This window comes from Erysipelothrix aquatica (assembly GCF_009828775.2).
Lineage (GTDB): Bacteria > Bacillota_I > Bacilli_A > Erysipelotrichales > Erysipelotrichaceae > Erysipelothrix > Erysipelothrix aquatica.
The window spans coordinates 13,508-33,844 of sequence record NZ_WTSY02000022.1; the positions used below are offsets into that span (position 1 = coordinate 13,508).

The 20,337-nt window shown below is 38.2% G+C and carries 12 protein-coding genes; 8 read left to right on the forward strand and 4 right to left on the reverse strand.

From position 1 onward, the window contains the following. The first annotated feature begins 1 nt into the window (after window position 1). Genes GVV20_RS07080 through GVV20_RS07090 form a run of 3 tightly spaced genes read left to right on the forward strand, consistent with a single transcriptional unit; the run spans window position 2 to window position 10,212 of the window. The gene (locus GVV20_RS07080) at window positions 2-7,330 is read left to right on the forward strand and encodes a cadherin-like beta sandwich domain-containing protein (RefSeq protein WP_159739976.1); all 7,329 of its coding nucleotides are present in this window, start codon (window positions 2-4) and stop codon (window positions 7,328-7,330) included. Further along, window positions 7,327-9,717 (forward strand): cadherin-like beta sandwich domain-containing protein, encoded by a 2,391-nt coding sequence (locus tag GVV20_RS07085; RefSeq protein WP_159739977.1) that lies wholly within the window; start codon window positions 7,327-7,329, stop codon window positions 9,715-9,717. Before GVV20_RS07080 ends, GVV20_RS07085 begins: the two co-directional genes overlap by 4 nt. Before the next feature lie 9 nt (window positions 9,718-9,726). After that, window positions 9,727-10,212: a hypothetical protein gene (locus tag GVV20_RS07090; protein WP_159739978.1), complete on the forward strand. Its 486-nt coding sequence runs from the start codon at window positions 9,727-9,729 to the stop codon at window positions 10,210-10,212. Between the two features lie 104 nt (window positions 10,213-10,316). Here the strand turns inward: GVV20_RS07090 and GVV20_RS07095 are convergent, their stop codons facing one another. The 4 genes from GVV20_RS07095 to GVV20_RS07110 form a co-directional block, all read right to left on the reverse strand. After that, a complete protein-coding gene (locus GVV20_RS07095) occupies window positions 10,317-11,726 on the reverse strand; it encodes a PTS transporter subunit EIIC (protein WP_159739979.1) in 1,410 nt (469 codons plus the stop codon). 147 nt (window positions 11,727-11,873) lie between these two features. Beyond that, window positions 11,874-12,707: a PRD domain-containing protein gene (locus GVV20_RS07100; RefSeq protein WP_159649555.1), complete on the reverse strand. Its 834-nt coding sequence runs from the start codon at window positions 12,705-12,707 to the stop codon at window positions 11,874-11,876. A gap of 220 nt (window positions 12,708-12,927) precedes the next feature. Next, complete coding sequence (locus GVV20_RS07105) at window positions 12,928-13,470, reverse strand: NADPH-dependent FMN reductase (protein ID WP_159739980.1); 543 nt, start codon at window positions 13,468-13,470, stop codon at window positions 12,928-12,930. Between the two features lie 2 nt (window positions 13,471-13,472). After that, complete coding sequence (locus GVV20_RS07110; RefSeq protein ID WP_159649554.1) at window positions 13,473-14,528, reverse strand: LLM class flavin-dependent oxidoreductase; 1,056 nt, start codon at window positions 14,526-14,528, stop codon at window positions 13,473-13,475. 142 nt (window positions 14,529-14,670) lie between these two features. Between GVV20_RS07110 and GVV20_RS07115 the strand changes: the two genes are divergently transcribed. From GVV20_RS07115 to GVV20_RS07135, 5 genes are all read left to right on the forward strand, one after another. Next, window positions 14,671-15,003, forward strand: coding sequence for a winged helix-turn-helix transcriptional regulator (locus GVV20_RS07115; RefSeq protein WP_159633997.1), 333 nt, complete (start codon window positions 14,671-14,673; stop codon window positions 15,001-15,003). A gap of 172 nt (window positions 15,004-15,175) precedes the next feature. Continuing rightward, the gene (locus tag GVV20_RS07120) at window positions 15,176-16,645 is read left to right on the forward strand and encodes an LCP family protein (protein WP_159739981.1); all 1,470 of its coding nucleotides are present in this window, start codon (window positions 15,176-15,178) and stop codon (window positions 16,643-16,645) included. 99 nt (window positions 16,646-16,744) lie between these two features. After that, a complete protein-coding gene (locus GVV20_RS07125) occupies window positions 16,745-17,830 on the forward strand; it encodes an acyltransferase (protein WP_159739982.1) in 1,086 nt (361 codons plus the stop codon). A gap of 216 nt (window positions 17,831-18,046) precedes the next feature. Beyond that, window positions 18,047-18,700, forward strand: coding sequence for a sugar transferase (locus GVV20_RS07130; protein ID WP_159739983.1), 654 nt, complete (start codon window positions 18,047-18,049; stop codon window positions 18,698-18,700). 99 nt (window positions 18,701-18,799) lie between these two features. Further along, window positions 18,800-20,257 (forward strand): LCP family protein, encoded by a 1,458-nt coding sequence (locus GVV20_RS07135; RefSeq protein ID WP_159739984.1) that lies wholly within the window; start codon window positions 18,800-18,802, stop codon window positions 20,255-20,257. Window positions 20,258-20,337 lie beyond the last annotated feature (80 nt).

The window sequence follows — 20,337 nt, forward strand, 5'->3', positions numbered from 1 at the left end:
GATGAAAAAAGTATTTAAACTGATAATGGTATTGTTACTTTCTGGAACTATATTTTCAGAAAATTATTCAGTGTCAGCAGCAACACCTAACAAAGTCAGTCTCAGAACCTATGATGAACAAACTTATCCATATGAAAATATCCAAGACTCCAAGCCATTGCCGGCTGGGTCTACAGTTAAACCTGGAGATGTTTTCCGATTTGACGTTAATATTGAAACGAATGGTGATAATAATATCGCCATGTTTCAATATGAAATCGTTTATGATGATAAATTGGTCGAACCAATTGTCATTGATAACCAAGAAGTTATCTACCCTCTCGATATTGAAGGGGGCGCCTTCACAACAATCCGTCAAGGTCGAAATGAAATTCTTGGTTGGGTAGTCAATCATAATATTATTGATAGCACGGTCCAGTATACGGGTCAAACGGTTCAGTACCCAGATCGTGCATTAAAAGCAAGTGGTCCAATGATGACCATGTATTTTAAAGTTAAAGCAGAAGCCGAAGCAGGAAAAGAAATAAATTTTAAACTTAATGATTTGGTTCTAGCGAACAACTTTTCGAATCAAAGCGTTGTTCCGAGAACACTCGATCCAACGTTGAAATTAACGGTTGCTGGAGAGGCACCCGATTTGGGTGCTGCACTCCAATCGATTAATATTTATGCAGACGGGTCAGATGTCGACGGACATGACTACATGGAGTCATTTTTTAGTGCCGAAAAAGACAGTTTTGATTTAGTTGTACCAAGTCAGGTTGAGAAAATTCGTGGTGACATAACCTTGAAAGAGAATGCACCCGCAGGAATATCCATGGTACTTGGGAAGCAGGGAAATATCAATGACCGAAGTCTTGAGCTGGGCAATAATAAATTTGAAGTCGTTATTAAGCACAATGGGAATACGCTAAAGAGTTACGGTGTGAACATTCTTAGACTCTCTGACGATGTGTCCATTAAATCTATGACAGCAATGACGGATGATGGCAGTGTGTTAACGTTTGATCAGTCTAATTCAACAAACGTCAAACAAAATATTAAAACGGTAACGCTCAATCCAGCATTGAACGATCCCAATGGCACCATTCATTATTTGTCAGAAAGTCCAGTTGAAGGAAATGTACTTACGCTTAGTCCAAGCAATGTGCAAAAAACGCAATTGAGCTTGACTGTCATGGCGCAGTCATCACAACCGCAATACGCAAAAGTCTTTGGAAATAAAGGCTCACAGAAACAGTACGAATACACCTTTAACAGGAACTCTAGTGATGTAACGCTATCTAAATTAACTGTCGGGGATCAGGCAATTGTTCTGGAAGAAGGCGTTCGTGATTACACAATTACAGTTGATAATGAAGTGACAGAAGTTCCAATTGTAACCACTACGAATTTTGATGCAGCACGTGTCTACAGTGACTCGCTCAAGAATTTAAGCGAAAACCCGAATACATTCTCAGGAGTACTGGATTTGGTTCCAGGTTCGAATCAAACAACCCTAGAAGTGCGCGCAGAAGACGGAACACCTGCTAAATACACAATCACGGTAATCCGAGATAAAAAAAAGAACAATGATTTACAATCGCTGAGTGCACGCATTAAGAATACGGAGACGATTTCTACTTTTGATGCAAACACGACGAATTATGATTTAGGATCAATTCCTTTTAATAAGAATGAGACGATCACCATTACAGCTGCTGTCGATCCAAAACATGCTTCCAAAATTGTAAATCAAGCCATACTCGGGACACACACATTGGTCACAGGGCTAAATACGTTTGAAATACACGTGGCAGCAGAAAATGAAAGTATTAAAACATACACGATCCAAGTTACTATGGAAGCCAATACTGCTACAGAAATCACCGATGGAACGGGTGGAACAGACAATCCTTTTGTTCCCAAGCCTGATAGCGGTGTTGAAACGATAAAACCTGATCCAATGGGCCCCGATAACAGACCTTTAGATCCGAATGGACAAGGTGATGGTATCGCTAAAGATGAGACTATTAGTGATAATACTGCAACGTATCGATATACAGTTCGCGTACCTTACGAAGTCACGACATTTAGTATCGATAGTCTGGAATTTACACTGCCTGAAAATGCACGGATTGAAGGTGGGGATGCCATCAATTTGAGCACAGGCTTAAATACGTATACATTTAAAATAATTTCCAATGCTGAAGGTAGTTTACAGTCGCAGTATATTTTTTCAGTGATCCGGGCGAAGTCTTCGGAAGCAGCACTACAAAGTTTATCGAGTAATGTGGGCGTGTTGACCCCCGAATTTTCCGAGAAAATACACAACTATACGCTAAATGTTGGTGCTGATATTGATGCAGTTGCATTTGATGCCACAGCGAAAGCCAATGGTGTAATTTTAGAAACAATACCTCATACAGTGAATATTGACAACGAATCAACGCAAGCAACTATTACAGTTAATTCAGAAGATGGAACGTCACAGCAAGTTTATACAGTGACCATTAATCGCGCTAAATCTGATGCCAATAATCTAACTGTTCTCAAAATAGATGGTGAGGATGTGCTAAAAAGCATTAAGGATAATGTGTATACACAAACTGTGGATTCATCTCAAGAAACGATAAATATCATTGCCGATAAGCAACATGAAGGAGCGACGCTTCTAATCAATGGAGAAGTAACGAACCAGAAAGATGTCGTCTTAGATTATGGTGAGAATACGATAGTTCTTGATGTTGTTTCAGAATCAGGAAAGAAACAAACATATGTTCTGACAATTACTCGGACATTGGATTCCAATGCGGACTTAAAATCTCTCACGATCAACGAACAAGATTTCCAAAAATTGGATAAGGATGTTCTTAGCTATATTTTGGAAGATGTTGGGAATGAAGTGACGAGTATTCGTGTTGCTGCACGTGCAGAAAATCCGAATGCAACAGTTCAAATTGACGGAAATTCAAACTTAAAAGTTGGCAAAAACTACATTACAGTAACTGTCACAGCGCATGATGGTATAACAACGAAAGTTTACCGTTTAGAGGTAACTCGAAACGTCTCAAACATTGGCGTTGATGGTTTCGTTCCCGGAGATAATGTTGAGCGTATTGAGAACGATGAAAGTATCACGAATCCAATTCCTGGAAACTACTACTATGTTGCTCATGTCCCCATCAACAAGAAGGAATTTAGTAAGAAGGATATTGCGTTAGCGCCCATTACAATCGAAAACGGATATGTGATTTCAAACTATCATAATGATCCACTTAAACTCTCGCGAACCCAAGACAATATCTACACGTTTGATGTTTCGACACAGAGTGGGGAATTAGCAGGGACCTATCACATTCGCGTTATGTATCCAGATGTGATGCCGCCTCAAATAGAATCCCTTAAAATTAATGGTAAAACTATTCCCGCTTATACAGGTGAAACTGCATTTACTATTAACTTAGATGACTATCTAGCACTTCAAGATACATCCGTCACTTTTGAAATCGTACCGGATGTTGCGACAAATATTGTGGAGTCGCTTGAACATACATTTTCAATGAAAGGTATGGCTACCAAGCAATTATCAATCACGTTGACTGATTCCGTAACGACATTGGTGAATACATATCAGTTTACCTTTACGCGTTCGTTGTCAAAAGACGTATCGTTGCAATCATTAACAGTCGATGGCTATAAATCAAATGGGGAAACGATACCTTTAAAACTTAATCATTCGGTCCATGATGAACCGTATGATCTCTTTGAAATCTTAGATGTTCCCGCTGATGTTGATACCATTACAATTCAAGCGAATCCAACAAATGCAAATGCGCAGGTACAACAAGGCCTCGGTGAATTTGAACTTAAACCGGGGAAAAATATCTTCAGTATCCAAGTTCAAGCAGAAGATCAAGCCGTGCCTGTGCAGCAGTACCAAATCGTTGTCACACGAAAACTAGGATTGCTTGATTTAAAGGTTGGTACACATGTCATTGATTTATCCAAACCAAGTACTGATTGGGATGGAAGTCAAGTTTACAGAATTAATGAACCCTTTGAAGCGGCAGACCTAACGCATGATCTCAAGGCAACGCCAAATCATACGTCGGTAACGCTCAGTGGTAATATTAATCGTACCTACGAACTCGAGCCAGGTACGCATCGTATTTCGTTTGAAGCGAAGGCACAAGATGGAATTACGAAGCAACAGTACCACATTGAATACACCCGAACACCTTCTACCGACGCACGATTAAAAATATTAAATCTTAATGACCCCAAAAATAAAATTGAGCCTGCATTCAATCCTGATATTTACGAATATACCATTGATGTTCCGAGTTCCAAAAATTTCTGGGATTCGAGCGATTTCAACGTAGAAACAATGCATCCTAAAACACGAATGAAACCAAATGGTATTGTGAAAATCGAAGGTTATGATGAAGTCAACTATGAAATCCAAACAGAATCAGAAACAAAAGCAACATTAACTTACACATTTAAGATTCGAAAAGAAAGTTACAATTTCTTGAGTGACTTACATATTGGGCAAAATCAAGGACTCATTGAACCGGAGTTTAATCCAGAAGTCATGACGTACCAAGCATCAATTTTCCCAGGAGTTGAAACATTTAGAGTCTACTACACACTCGATGATCGATTTGGTGTAACCGTTGAAAATGCCAGTGAGTTGGAATCGATTCCGGTGTCAAGTCTTCCACGTACTGTCGATATCAAGGTTAAGGCCAAAAATGGGGAACGTCGTACGTACCAAATACACGTTGATCGAGGATTATCCTCACGATTAACATCACTAACATCTGATAGTGCTGACATTATACCTCCGTTTGAGGCAGGGACTCTTGAGTACGATGTTTATGTGCCCCAAACAACACACACGCTTTCATTGACTCCAATCTCAGAAGACCCTAAAGCCACAATAAGTGGGACTTTTAAAGAAGTTGCCCTATTAGATGGGGTAACTCCGATTAAAATCACAGTGACGAATGGAAACTATAAAACGGACTACACGGTTCGCGTCCACAAAGTGAAGGATAAGACAACGCTAGAATCAGTTGAAGTTGTATATGGAAGTCAACGTTGGAAAGCATTGTGGAATGAACAAACCCAACAGTATGAATACACAGTACCTGCTTCAATAGACCTTGAAGCCGTCATGATTGAAGCAACACCTCAAGATCAAGATGCAAGGGTTGAAGTAAGCAAACCTGTCAATGATGGTGCAACCAAACGCTTCATCATCAAAGTGACAGATGCATACAACATTTCAAAAGTTTACAATGTCGCTGTGGACAAAGCATTATCCACGAACGCAAATCTAAAACTACTCCAGATCAACGGCATCGACATCGTGGGATTCGATAAAGATACCTTTGTTTATTCCTACAAAATAAATAGTGACACAGCAAATGTTACAGCGATACCAGAAGATAACAATGCACATGTCGAAATCACGTATCCAAAATCATTTGCGGACAAGGATGTGATCACAATTACCGTCACAGCCTCACAAGGAAATCAGCAAACAACTACAATTACGCTTGCACGTGATGCAGACAATACAGCACTCCTTGATAGTTTAAGTGTTCAGGAAGGTGTCATAAGTCCTAAATTTAATCCGCTTCAAACCGATTACTATTTGACGATTCCAAATGAAATTGATAACATAACCCCGCTCTATACGAATCCCGTAAACAGTCGTGTTGATGTGGAAAATCAGTCAAACATCGAAGTAGGGAGTAATCATGTCGTAAATGTTATCGTAACCGCACAAAATGGTGATAAAAACACTTACCGGATTCATGTTAACCGACAAGCACCATCCCAAAATTACCTCGAATCTCTACTTGTGAGCGGCAACAATCATGGGTCATACAACCTATCACCACAATTTTCAAAATTCGGAAATACGTACCTCATCGATGTACAAGATGGGGATAGTGAATTTACATTTGAAGCAACCAGTACGAATAATGCAACGATAACAGGTCTGGGTACAATTCCAGTTGTATCCTTCCCTTATTCACATGAAATTCGTGTTGTGGGAACAGATAACTTGCCACGGATTTATACTGTAATGTTTCATAGAAAAGCTTCGTCCAATACTGCAATCAGTAATCTATGGACAGATGTTGGTAAATTGACCCCTGTCTTTGACATTAATAAAACAGCATACAACCTCGATGTTGACGAAGCAGTAGAAACGATTGAAGTCTTTGCTACGAAAACAGAAGAAAAACAGATTATTAAAAACCTTGGTAAACACTCACTCAAACCAGGTCGTAATACAATTGAAATTGAGGTCGTAGCAGAAGATGGGACAAAGGTAACTTACACCTTGTTTGTGAACCGAGCATACAGTTCAAACTTTGGATTAGATACCTTAACTGTGAATAAAGGGACATTGTCACCATCATTTAGCACGGGTGTACGCCAATACTACGTTGATGTCGAGGGAAATGTTGATACTTTAGACATTGGTGCAACATCAGCCTTCGAAGGTGCTTTGATTGAAGGGGTTGGAACTAAAACACTTAAGCTTGGTGTAAATATTTTCGAAATCCATGTAACTCGAGAACGTCATGAACGCGCAACATATTTTGTTGTTGTTAATCGCGGAAATACATCAAGTAATTATCTCTCATACCTTCAATTAGAGGGGCACACATTAGATCAATCATTCGATAAGATGACCCAAACTTACACGACATCAATCATCAGCAACGAATCATTAACACTTCCAGTTGTGGCAGTATCAGAAGATCCAATGGCCAGTGTCTCAATTGCCGGCAATGAAAATCTATCCGTTGGTGATCACACCATTTCAATCACAGTTCATCGTGAAGACATGGAAGATAGAATTTATACTATTGATGTTAAGATTTCAGATATGAAACTTAAGTCCGATATCCATACAATTGAACCCAAACATATCCAAACTATTCATGATAACCAATCGGTTCTCGATGTGAAGCAACAGATGACGAATCCTCAAGAGCATCTCGTTTTCTACCGTAATGGTTCTAAACTTGAAGATACTGATATAGTGGGAAGTGGCGTTATTATTAAACTGGTTGTCGACCATCAAGAATACGATGAGAAAACAATTATCGTGAAGGGTGATGTGAACGGTGATGGCCGAATCGGTGTGGCTGATATTATTAGTGTCCGTAGTTATGTGCTTGGCGGAACACTCACGGATTGGCAACGCCTCGCAGCCGATGTCAACGCCGATCAGAAAGTTGGTGTCGCTGACTTAATTGGAATCCGAAGTCATATTCTCGGAAGTAAAAATATATTTGAAAAGAACGAGGATGAACAATGAGAAAAATAGCAACAATGTTTAGAAAAAGAATTAAGGTCATTGCCGTTCTGTTTATGGTAGTGACCATGGTAACCATGCATTTGGTCATGCCGTTATCTGCCAATAGTCCAAAGTTGACCGTCTTACCTTCGACACAGAAGGTAAGTCGAGGTCAACATATTACAGTTGAAATTCAAGTCAACCATACAGAACTCCTTAAAAGTGGTGTTGATGGCTATTCTGGGACACTGAAGTATGATCCATCGGTACTATCGTATGTGGAATCGAAAAATAGTATCAAAGGGTGGGCATTTTCAAGTACACCATCTGCCGGATCGTTGCGTTTTGTTGGCTATGACGATACCCCGCCTTCACTCGCACAAAAAAGTGATACTGTTTTATTCGAGGTATCCTTTGAAGTTCTTGCAGGTGCGCCAGATGGCGATACAGCTGTATCACTAGAAAATGCTTCTGTTGCGGACGCTAACTTCAACGAGCAAAATGCGATGGTCGAAGGTGCAACCCTAACAATAGGTGACCCTGAAGTTCCAAGCGAACAATCGAGTAACAGTAATCTAGCACGTTTAGAAATTAAAAATGGGGAAACAGTGTTACCACTTGACCCTGCTTTTGATCCAAAACATAAAGCGTACACACTTACTGTCGCTCATGATGTGGAAGCGATTGATATTGCAGCTCTAGTAGATGATGCAAACGGAACCATTTTATCAGGAATTGGAAATCACAAACTTGAAACGGGTGATAACCTAATTGATGTGGTTGTAAAGGCTGAAGACGGCTCCACATCAACCTATACAGTGAAAGTTATTAAAGGAACACAGCCCAATGATAAATCCGCAAACAATCAGTTATCCACACTGGTAGTTAAAGACAATCAAAAGCCTATCGTTTTAACCCCAACTTTCAAGTCGGATGTCTTTGATTATAAAGCAACGGTCCCTGCAACAACATCGAGTGTAGATGTCGAAGCTGTCCTTGCAGACGTTAAAGCAAAACTCATTTCAGGAAATGGTATCCACAACCTTAAAGATGGAATAAACTCGATTAAAGTAATTGTAGAAGCGGAAGATAGTACACGCCGAACTTATACAGTTGAAATTACAAAAACGAAGCCAACTGACCCAACCAATCCGATGAAAAAAGACGCACTCACGAATCTCGAAGTCTTTAACGCAGATACGGCATTACCGCTAAATCCAATTTTTAAAGCAGATGTAAAATCGTATACTGTCAATGTTGATAAATCGGTTGAAATTGTTACGATTTTACCGACCCTTGCGAATAAAGAGAGTAAAATTGTCTCTGGTGAAGGTGTTCAGGTCTTAAAAGAAGGTAAGAACACAATTACGATTGAAATTTTATCAAAAGAAGGTGTTCGAGATACTTACACCATCATCGTAAATCGAGAAGTTAAAGGTGATTCGGGAACTGACGACAACACTGGAAACACTGGTAATAACGGTGGTAATACCGGAAACAATGGTAATAACGGTGGTAATACCGGAAACAATGGTAATAACGGTGGCAATACCGGAAACAATGGTAATAACACTGGAAACACTGGAAACACTGGAAACAATGGTAATAACACTGGAAACACTGGTAATAATGGTGGTAATACTGGATACAGTGGCAATAACGGAGGTAATACTGGAAATAGTAATTCAGGAAATGGGACTCCAGGTGCAAACAACAACACTGTAAATGTTTCGACAAATAACCATATTAGTGCTATTGAAGGTCTTAATTTAATCCCTGCATTTAGCCGGGATGTGACACACTATCAAGCGACTGTCGGAAAAGAAACAGTCAACTTGAATTTAAATGTCATTAGTGAAGATCCGAATTCACGCATTGTCATCGAAGGTGCAAACAATTTAAAGCCAGGTCATAATACCGTTACTATAAAAGTAATTGCAGCAGATCAGTCAGAGCGTACAATTTCAATTGATGTCATGAAGGCTGCGACAGAAACAAGTGGAAAACTTTCTGCACTGAGTGTAGGAGCTTACGCAATCAACCCAGGATTCCAAGAAGATGTGTTATACTACACGATGAGTGTTGAAAATTCCGTGACAAGTCTTGCTGTTACGGCAACCCCAAAATTCGGAAATACAAGTGTCAATATTTCAGGTAATCAAAAACTATATCCTGGTGTGAATTATATTAAAGTTCATGCGACTGGAGCCGATGGAGTTATGAGTACGTACATTGTTGAGGTCAATCGTGAGGCAACACCATCATCAAATATATCAATACATCCAGCATACATTTGGTTAGGTGTCGTAATCTTATCCCTCATTTTCATAATTATTATTTTGATAGTTACACGAAAAAAGGACCATTACAGAAACTCAAATCCAGAGACAAGTAGTTCAAAACAATAGGAGAATACAATGAGTAACGAAAATAGCAATGAGAATAAAATTGAAATGAGTAAAAAGAGTAATAAGTTTCAAAAAATCGCAATCACGGTGATTGTAGTGCTAATGCTTGTAGTGGGAGGATTTTCTATCTATAAATTTATGGGCAAACAAGCAAAAGGTAAGGATGCCTTAGAGACAGACTTGATTAAAATGGGATCGGATTTCTACGAATCATTTTATTACGACAATGTAACTGACGGAAAAACAGATGAGGAAAAGACAACATTCCTTGAGAAATTCCAAGAAACAGGAATTAAAATTAATTTAGATAACTTAGGCCGTTACAATGCTTCCCAAAACGAAGCTATAATTGCAGGTTTCAAGAACAACAAAACAGACACTGTCTGTGATATAAATAATACACGCGCTGTCATCTTACCGAAAGCACCATTTGGTAAAACTGATTTTGAAGTTAGAGCCGAACTGGATTGCGGATTTGACGAAGCAGTAAACTAGTTTCTGCGAGTTTAGATTCAAGCACATAAAGAGTAAAAACACAACCGTGAGACGCGGTTGTGTTTTTCTTTCATATAAATGTATTAAGAAGAGTTGTTTGGAAATTAATTGTTTTCTACTAAATCGTCTTTGATAAAGATCATTGTGATAATGAAACCTGCTACGTATGAAATAACAAGCCCGATAAAGAAGTTTAACATCATTGTAGGAGTTTGCATTAATGGAATAGCAACAAGTCCTGAAGGACCCCATGCTCCTGCCATAACGCCTGTTAGCATTACCCATGCTCCACCAAATCCAGCACCGATACCAGCTGTGATAAATGGTTTACCAAGAGGTAAAGTAACCCCGTAGATTAATGGTTCACCAACACCCAAGAATCCAGCAGGTAGGGCACCGATGATTGTTTTTTGTAGACGTTCGTTTTTACGACGTTTTGCTTTAATATAAATAGCGATTGCAGCTCCGACTTGTCCAGCACCAGCCATAGCAAGAACTGGGAATAATGAAACACCACCAAGTTGTTGGAGTTGAACAGCATAGATTGGAATTAATCCATGGTGTAAGCCTAAGAGAACCATTGGTAAGAATAGTGCTGATAAGATAAAACCAGATAGGATACTTACGATAGGGTTTGTTGAGCTAATGAAGATATTTAGGAAGCTAACAAGTCCATCTGATAAGAAACCAGCAACTGGCATGATACCAAGAACGAATATAATTCCTGTAAGTGTTAATGTTACAAGTGGTGTAACAATTAAGTCGAGTACATCTGGGACCATCTTACGTACACGACGTTCGATCATGGACATGAGCCATACCCCAAAGATTACTCCAATAATTCCACCTTTACCTGTAGTAAGAACTGAATTTAATGGAACTTCAGTATTGTAAAGTCCAAAGAATGTTGAGATATCAACGATCAATGGCATGATGCTCATAGCACCAATCATACCACCAAGTGCTTCAGTACCACCGAAGACTTTAGCGGAGTTAATACCAGTGTAGATTGCAAAGTAGGATAAGAATGCACCACTGAAGAGTTGGAATAGTTTTAGTACTAAGAACCAGAATCCTTCAGTTGGAGCCATTGTTTGGCCAATTAAACTTGCTAGACCTGAGAAGAGACCAGCAGCGATAATTGCAGGAATCAATGGAATAAAGATATTTGAAATTGTCTTTAATCCTGTTTTAAGTTTTGATTCTTTTTGGCCTGATTTCAAGGTTGCTTTGTTGTCTTCCCATGAAGAAACGTCGCCACCAACAGTTACACCGAAGTCTTCGACAACAATGTCATAGACTTTCTTTGCGCGTCCAGGACCCACAACAATTTGTAGTGTGTCACTTTCTACGACTCCCATGACGCCTTCTACCCCTTTGAGAGCGTCGATTTCAACTTTGTCTGCGTCTTTAATGTTAAGACGTAAACGTGTCATACAGTGAGCTGCACGTCCGATATTGTCGGTACCACCCACGAGATCAATGATATTCTTAGCGAGATCATTGTTATTCATATTGCTTCCTCCTTCTGTGCAAAAGAAAAAGAGCCAAAGCGACATCAAAAAATGTTGCTTTGGCTCTTGCTCCGTTAGATTGCACGCCTAATACAAATATACCACGTTGAAATATAATGTCAATGTAAACGCTTAAAAAATGAAATATTAATTCTCTAAGACATTTACAAGGTGTATGACAAGATACGCGAGTTCATCATCAGCAAGTGCAACACCAATCTCTTTTTCGATGATTGCGATAATATCTCGAGCATAGTCAGCATATATTGGGTACGTTTCGACAATGGTTGTGCTAACGACCTGGTTCAGTGCTTTTTTATTGGATAATGTTGACTCAACTATAAATCGAATGTGAGTCAGAAGTCGCGCATAGTGAATTGAGTCTTTGTTTAGTTCGTGCCCATGTTCAATCAGGTATTGTTCGAGTTCAATAACAACAACATGCAGTTGCTCCAATTGCCGTTTTGCGCCAGCATTCCGTAGATTTTGAATATAAAGTGCAATGTAGGCAATTTCCGCATCCGGAATTTCAACACGATAATTCTTTAAGATAACTTCACAGAGTTGCTGCGCATGTGCAAATGATTGTGGATAAAGTGCTTTCGTTTCGTGAGAAAAATAAGTCGTTACTGCAACACCACTTTCAATGCGTTGAAACATTGCAGCAAGGTGGTCTGCTAAGGTAATTAATTCTTCAGTTCCGAAACTACCAAAGTCATGCTTCGTAATCTGGCGAATCGTTTCCATAACCATAACAACGATGTCATCGCTATATCCACTAATAATTCTATGAAACTCATTTTTGTGAATGGTTAACTTGTATGATTTATCGTACTCAGTACCTTTTGCTAGCAATTCTCCTGGTTTTTGACCAAAACCAATCCCCCGTCCCATGAAGATGACTTCAAAGAACAAATCCTTGACGATAACAGAACTATTATTTAATACCTTCACGATTGTATAATTTTTTTCGGTCTTCATGATTCCTCCTCATGTTTAAAGTTATGATACATTAAATTAAGCAATGATGAAACTAAAAAGAGATGAACGTTTGTACTGAACGTTCATCTCTTAGATGGATCGAGCCGCATCGACCCACCAACGCGCTAGCGATTCAACGGCTGTTTTTCTATACTAATTCAAGGGATCGTAAGAATTAATTCGGGAAAACATACCAGGAGGTTGGTAGTTGTAATCACCGCTAGAAGTCGTAGCGCGCCTCATATTCTTTTTTTATTTGATCAACGCGATTTTCGACTTGACGGGCAAGGTTTCGAAGACGGAAATGAACATCATCTTCAACAATATCTTCCTTGAGGAAATCACGTCCTTCGATAAAAACATATTTTTCCAATAAAGCAGCCTTCATATAGGTTAAGACTGGTTTGAGCTGATATTCCGCAACAAGATAATGACGGGATGAACCAGCAGTAACAACGATTCCGACAACTTTATCTTTAATTGAATCGACTGGTAAGAGATCAAATACGTTCTTCAATGCACCCGGGATTGATGCTTGGAAGACTGGTGTCCCAACGATGATTGCATCTGCACCAATAATTTTCTCAACTAATGTTCGCGTATCACCTTCAAAATCTCTAAAGTCGCGCCCATCCGCAAACATAATATCTAATTCACTCAAATCAATAATTTCATAATCAACACCATCACTAAATGTGATATTTTGCATCGCAATGCGTGTTTTGGTTCCGAAGACAGAACCGACGATACCTAGAACTTTCATGATTAAGCCTCCACTTTCGCTAGTTGACGTTTGGCGATTTCTTCACGTACACGAGGTGCAATAACTTTTCCAATCATTTCAATATTGTACTTAACTTGTTCCCAAGGCATGCCTCCAAGATCAAGTTGTAACATGATTCGATCGTTGTTATAGACGTCGTATTGGTACAGTATTTTTTCAATAATGGTTTCAGGACTTCCAACCAACATAACGTTACGTTTATCCAGCGCATCCACATAGGCTTCACGGTTAAATCCGTGACCGTTGGCACTTAAGAAGGTGTGATTGATGTATTTGTAGAAGTTTTTGAATGCTTCTTGATCTGTTTCGGCTGTATGGAATAGATTCGTAACACCGACAATCATATTCTCTGGATCATGTCCTGCGGCAATATAGTTATCACGGTATGTGCGCACAGAGTGATTAAAAAGTGTTGCAGGTCCACCTAAGGTTGCAAGCATCATTGGAACGCCTTGTTGTCCCGCTAAGACGGCACTGTATGGAGGGCCACCGACTGCACGCCAAATTGGTAAACGACCTTTAAGCGGTTTTGGGTATAAAACTGCATTTTCTAGTGGCGCACGGAAACGTCCACTCCAATTCACAACACTTTCTTTATTAAGTTGTAGTAACATTTCAAATTTTTCTTCAAACAATGCTTCGTAATCACGAACGTTGTAACCTAAGAGACTAAAAAGACCGATGCGTGATGCACGTCCTCCAACAATCTCAGCACGTCCATTGGACATTAAATCAATAGTGGAAAAGTTTTCGTATACCCGAACTGGGTCAGATGTTGAAACGATTGTTGCAGAACTGGAGATTGTTATATTCTTTGTTTCACGCGCAATCCCTCCAAGAATAACGGCGTGAGCTTGTGAAATAAAATGTTCTTGATGTGATTCACCTAATGCAAATACATCGAGTCCTAATTCGTCAGCAAGTTTAGCTGCTTGGATGATTTCTTCGATACGTTGTTGCTCCGATACGATTGAACCCGTAGCAGGATCTGATAGATAATCTCCAAGGGAGTAAATGCCAATTTCAAATTTCTTCATAGTGTAGAACCACCTTTCTGATAAGACAAGTATGCTATAATATTTTTAGCTTGTGAAGTAGGCACTTTTAAGTGCACTAGTTCCCAAAAAGATACTATTGATGGTATCAAAAAGGATACTAATACGTGGAGTGAGGGTGTATATGTCGAAAATTGAAAATGTTGTTTTTTGTAAAGTTGATGATGCTTTATCGATCATAAGTGGAAAATGGAAACCAGCCATTCTTTTAACGTTAATTTCTAAGGGGTCGATGCGTTATGGTGAATTGAAACGAGAACTTGTCGGTATCACACCTAAAATGCTGTCGAGTCAGCTTAAAGAACTTGAAGATGAAGGACTCATTTTGAGGGAGGAATTTCCAGAAATACCTCCTAAAGTTGTCTATTCAATGACTCCCTATGGTATGACAATTGAACCTATTTTGTCTCAGCTACACGAATGGGGAATTAATCATGTAAAGAACGGTCCGAGATAACCGTTCTTTTTTATGCATGGAACTCGTACCAAACACGGATTCGTTCACAATTTAACCAAAATTGATGATTGGGGAGAAATTAAAGATTGTGAAATTATCGGAAAAAGTTTTCGAAATCAATGTCTCGATACGTATTCATGGTAAAATTAAGGTTAAAGTTACGAGGTAACCTATGAAAAATAAAACAAAAAATACAAAAGAATCGATTATAACTCGCAATAAGACAATATTTGCAATCCAACTCATTGTTGGTTTATTTACGGTTGGCTATATTTATTACACTGGCCTCTTACCATTAAAATACAATATCATTATTGCAGTAATCCTATTGGGCGCAATCGCAATCAGTGGTGTTGTACTGTTCAAATCACGCGGTTGGTTCAATAACTTCGTGAAGATTACGAACATGGCCCTTAGTTTAGTTTTAGTTATTGGCTGTTTCTATGCAAGTAAAGGTGTATCGTTCATTGATGCAATTACCGGTGCAGAATATGAAACGCATGTGGTATCAGTGATTGTTGATGCAAACAGTCAATATATGAAGCTTGAAGACGTCAAAGCACTTCCTTTCAGTGCAAACACATCTCAAGATAAAGCCAATGTGGATAAAGCTGTCGAACTGTTCGAGAAAGAACATAAGTTCACGCCATCCATTGACCCTTATGAAACTTATGAAGGACTACAAAGAGATTTATTAAATGGAACGACTCAAGTGATGCTTCTCAGTGAGAACCATCGAATGATGGTTGAGCAAGTGAATCCTGAGTTCAGTAAGCAAACACGCATTATCGAACAAGTAAGTTATACACAAAAAACAAATGTCCGAAACACGGGCGCAAATGTTTTAAAGGATACGTTTACGATTCTAATCTCAGGAATCGATACGTACGGACCGGTATCGACCGTCGCAAGTTCTGACGTAAATATGTTAGTTACAGTCGATCCAAAAACAAATCAAATCCTTTTGACGAGTATCCCGCGCGACTATCATGTTGAGCTAGGAACAATCGGTGAGATGGATAAACTCACGTATTCAGGGATATATGGTATTAATGAAACCATGACAACCGTTGAGAAACTACTGGACATTGATGTTGACTTCTATGTTCGTGTAAACTTTAGCTCTGTTGAGACGGTTGTTGACGCACTTGGTGGAGTTACAGTTGAATCCAAATTCAATTTCAATTCTACCGTGGATCCTTCACTACACTATAATGTGGGGAAAAATGATTTAAACGGCTATGAAGCATTAATGTTTGCACGTGAAAGAAAAGCTTTCCCACGAGGAGATGAAGATCGTGTTGTCCATCAACAAGAATTAATGAAAGGAATTATTAATTCCTTGACATCACCGTCATTTTTATTGAACTATACGCAGGTATTATCGACAATTGGCGATAGTATTGAAACGAATATGAGTGACGATGACCTCACCCGTTTGATTCGAATGCAAATTGACAAGAATCCATCGTGGAATATTCAGCAGAATCAGCTAGTGGGAACTGAAGCATACAGTATGACGACATATTCCATGACAGGCTGGAATCAATACGTATTTGAGCCAATTCCAGAATCAGTCGCGCAAGCAAAAAAATACATCGAAGATATGGAATCACATAAAAAAATAGAAGTAAAACGGTAAAAAGTATCAATCGAAGATGCTAATAGATTTAGTACTCACCGAGTTTGGTTTGCAAATTGGGTGAGTATTTATTGTGAATAGACACGGGGAGAATTAAGTGTGAAGAAGAGAAACAGTTCAATCGATATTATTCGATTAGTAGCGTTATTTGGAGTCGTAGGTGTGCATTTTTTCCTGAATACTGGTTTCTATGAAATTCAAGTATCAGGAGCAAAGTTATTTTTTGCAATTACAGTTAGATCGTTTTTTATGTACTGTGTTCCATTGTTTATTATGATTACAGGTTACTTGATGAACAAAAAGACACTCAGTCGAAAATATTATAAGGGGATTATCCATACTTATATTACATACGTTGTAATATCGATAATATTGTTGATATTTTCCAATATTTACTTTAGTACAAATTATTCAATTAAAGATGGTTTTTTCAAGATACTTGACTTCTCGGCAGCAAACTACAGTTGGTATATCGAGATGTATCTCGGGCTATTCTTACTTATTCCGTTCATTAACCTAATGTATCACGGACTCGAGAGTAAGAAGCACAAGCAAATCCTGATTTTAACATTTACGACATTAACGGCACTTCCGTTATTACTTAATTATAATGAGTACAGAAACTGGAGCTGGTGGTTACAACCCGCTAAATCTTATGACTATGATAAAATTGTTCCCCAATTTTGGGAAATACTTTATCCACTTACGTATTATTTTATCGGAGCGTATATCAGCGAGTTCCAACCAAAAATTAAGAGAAGTACAAATATCATACTCCTCATTCTCGCTACTTTAGTAGCAGGAGCAATCGGCTATTATAGAAGTTTTGGTGGACCATTTAGTAATGGTCAGTATCAGGGATGGGGATCTATTCAGTACATTATCATTGCATACTTATTATTTATTTTGCTACTCAATATTGACAGTTCAGGATTGTCCCAAAGATTCAAAAATATTCTAAGAATGCTAAGTAACGCGTCATTGGGGGCATATCTAATCTCTTACATGTTTGATAAACTCGTGTATACTCAACTAAATAGTGCAATTACCAATGTAAATCAAAAGTACTTATGGTTCCCAGTAACAACATTATTAGTATTTTCGCTCTCTTTGGCTTCAGCCTTAATTATAGATGTAATTATAAAACGGGTATCTTCCCTTCCTAACAAAAACAGGGTTGAATAATCAAGTAAAGGTTACTTTGCAACTTAGAAGGGAATTACAATAGTATAAAGAAACGTGATGATAGAAATGATAGTATAAAATTCAATATTTATACAAGTCTAACTGGTTAAGGATAGGAACTCTGAAAACTTGAAAAATTAGCGAAATGTGCTATCCTTAATATGCTAAACATATAAATTAAATATGTAACAAAAAGTGTGGGTAATTAATCGGGGGATGGATACACAAAAAATAAGTGAAGAGGGGACTATGAACGTTGAGATGAATGAACAAATTAGAGTAAAGCCGACTGGATATTTAGTTTTTAAAAGGATAGCAGATGTCATACTTACGATACTTGCTTCACCTTTTATTATTATCTTGGTGGCAATTTTTGCCGTGGCAGTGAAAGTGGACTCGAAGGGTCCAGCATTTTATACGCAAATGCGTATTGGTAAAGATCAAAAAGAATTCAAAATTTACAAATTAAGATCGATGAGAACTGATGCAGAAAATGAAACTGGTTCAGTCTGGGCTGAGAAAGATGATCCAAGAGTGACTAAGGTAGGTCGTTTTATTCGTAAAGTGCGAATAGATGAGTTACCGCAGTTTTTTAATGTTCTAATTGGTGATATGAGCATCATTGGTCCTAGACCTGAACGTGCGGATTTAACTTGGCAATTTGAAAGAGAGATTCCTGGATTTGCAAACAGGCTTTTAATCCGTCCAGGGATTACCGGATGGGCTCAAGTTAATGGCGGATATGATATTTCGCCTGCTGAAAAACTAGCCTATGATACTGTATACATAAATAATATGTCATTGAAGCAAGATATGGTGATAGTTGGGAAAACAATTGGAGTAATTTTTACAGGTCATGGTGCACGTTAAAGAATCAAATCCGTCTTGTTTATGACTACCGGATTTTATTCATATCTAAATTCATGATAAAATATTTAAGTATTTATTATTACAAAAGTGAGGAAACTTATGAGTAAAGAGAAAAATAAGGAGTTTATTCTTTCGAAAAAATCTGTGATTATTGGAATTCAAGTGATTGCTTCCGTAATTACAGTGTTTTTTATTTATAGAATGGGATTACTGCCGATAAAGTACTTTTCAACCGTTGTTGGTATTGTTGTCGCGTTACTGGTCCTATTAGGGATTTTTGTTTACAAAACTAAAGGGAAAATTAACTGGTTCGCGAAGATTCTGAGCCTTATCTTGAGCCTCTTTCTAGTAATAGGAAGTGGTTATGCTATGAAAGGTGGGAACCTGCTCTCTAGAGTCACAGGAGCAAGCAAAGATACCCATATTATTTCAATCATTGTTGACAAAGATAGTAGTTATAAAACCTTGTCAGATTTGTCTGGTGTAAAAATTGCAGCAAACTTCCAAATGGATAAATCCAATATGGAAAAAGGTGTCGAATTGTTTGAACAAAAACATAAATATAAAGTTAGCACCGATGAGTATACAAGCTATGAGAACATGAATAGGGATTTACTGGATGGTACAATTCCAGCAATTATGATCAGTGAATCACACAGAGGATTTTTAAAAGAATTTAATGAAAACTTCGATGCTCAAACGAGAGTAATAGAGTTTGTATCCTATGAAGTTGACACAAGTATTAAAAAGGCAAATGCTAATGTAAGTGAAGATACGTACTCAATTTTTATTACAGGGATTGATACATATGGACCTGTGTCTTCTGTATCGAGATCAGATGTCAATATGATAATGACTGTAAATCCAAATGAAAATCAAATTCTACTAACAAGTATTCCACGAGACTATCATGTGGAGTTAGGAACAATTGGTGCAATGGACAAACTTACTCATGCGGGTATTTATGGAGTTGGTGAATCTATTACCACACTCGAAAAACTACTTAATATTGAAATTGATTATTTCCTAAAGGTTAACTTTAGCTCAGTGGAGCAAATTGTAGATGCATTAGGTGGAGTAGAAGTTTACTCACAAAATTCGTTTACTACAAGAACTGAGCCATATGTTCAAATAAAAAATGGTATGAATTATTTAAACGGTTCCGAGTCACTTGCGTTCGTGAGAGAACGCTATAATCTTCCTGATGGGGATAATGGCCGTGTTAGAAATCAACAAGAACTCATTAAGGGAATGATTAATAAAGCGGTATCACCAAAAATCTTAACTAATTTTGATAGTATTATTGCAAGTGTTTCAGATAGTATGCAATTGAGTATGAGTGATGGCGATGTGAAGTCAATTATAAGGCACCAACTAGATACTGGTAAATCATGGGAAATAGTGCAGTATCAACTAAGTGGCTTTGGAGCTACAAGCAATACTACGTACTCTATGCCTGGATGGGATTTATATGTAATGAATCCGGACTTTGATACGGTAAACCATGCGTCTGATCTAATTGAAAGTATGGAAATGAATCAGAGAATTCAGCCATAATTACCGAGTCTTTAGAAAGGAAGTAAAGTGTTGTTTAACACAATACAAGTTTATTAAATGAAAATTTTAAAATATAAAAT

Coding starts and splice junctions, on each gene's coding strand:
- GVV20_RS07085 (WP_159739977.1), top strand. CDS start 7,327: ATGAGAAAAATAGCAACAATGTTTAGAAAAAGAATTAAGGTCATTGCC.
- GVV20_RS07080 (WP_159739976.1), top strand. CDS start 2: ATGAAAAAAGTATTTAAACTGATAATGGTATTGTTACTTTCTGGAACT.
- GVV20_RS07090 (WP_159739978.1), top strand. CDS start 9,727: ATGAGTAACGAAAATAGCAATGAGAATAAAATTGAAATGAGTAAAAAG.
- GVV20_RS07110 (WP_159649554.1), bottom strand. CDS start 14,528: ATGAAGAAATTTGAAATTGGCATTTACTCCCTTGGAGATTATCTATCA.
- GVV20_RS07130 (WP_159739983.1), top strand. CDS start 18,047: ATGGATACACAAAAAATAAGTGAAGAGGGGACTATGAACGTTGAGATG.
- GVV20_RS07105 (WP_159739980.1), bottom strand. CDS start 13,470: ATGAAAGTTCTAGGTATCGTCGGTTCTGTCTTCGGAACCAAAACACGC.
- GVV20_RS07115 (WP_159633997.1), top strand. CDS start 14,671: ATGTCGAAAATTGAAAATGTTGTTTTTTGTAAAGTTGATGATGCTTTA.
- GVV20_RS07120 (WP_159739981.1), top strand. CDS start 15,176: ATGAAAAATAAAACAAAAAATACAAAAGAATCGATTATAACTCGCAAT.
- GVV20_RS07100 (WP_159649555.1), bottom strand. CDS start 12,707: ATGAAGACCGAAAAAAATTATACAATCGTGAAGGTATTAAATAATAGT.
- GVV20_RS07095 (WP_159739979.1), bottom strand. CDS start 11,726: ATGAATAACAATGATCTCGCTAAGAATATCATTGATCTCGTGGGTGGT.
- GVV20_RS07135 (WP_159739984.1), top strand. CDS start 18,800: ATGAGTAAAGAGAAAAATAAGGAGTTTATTCTTTCGAAAAAATCTGTG.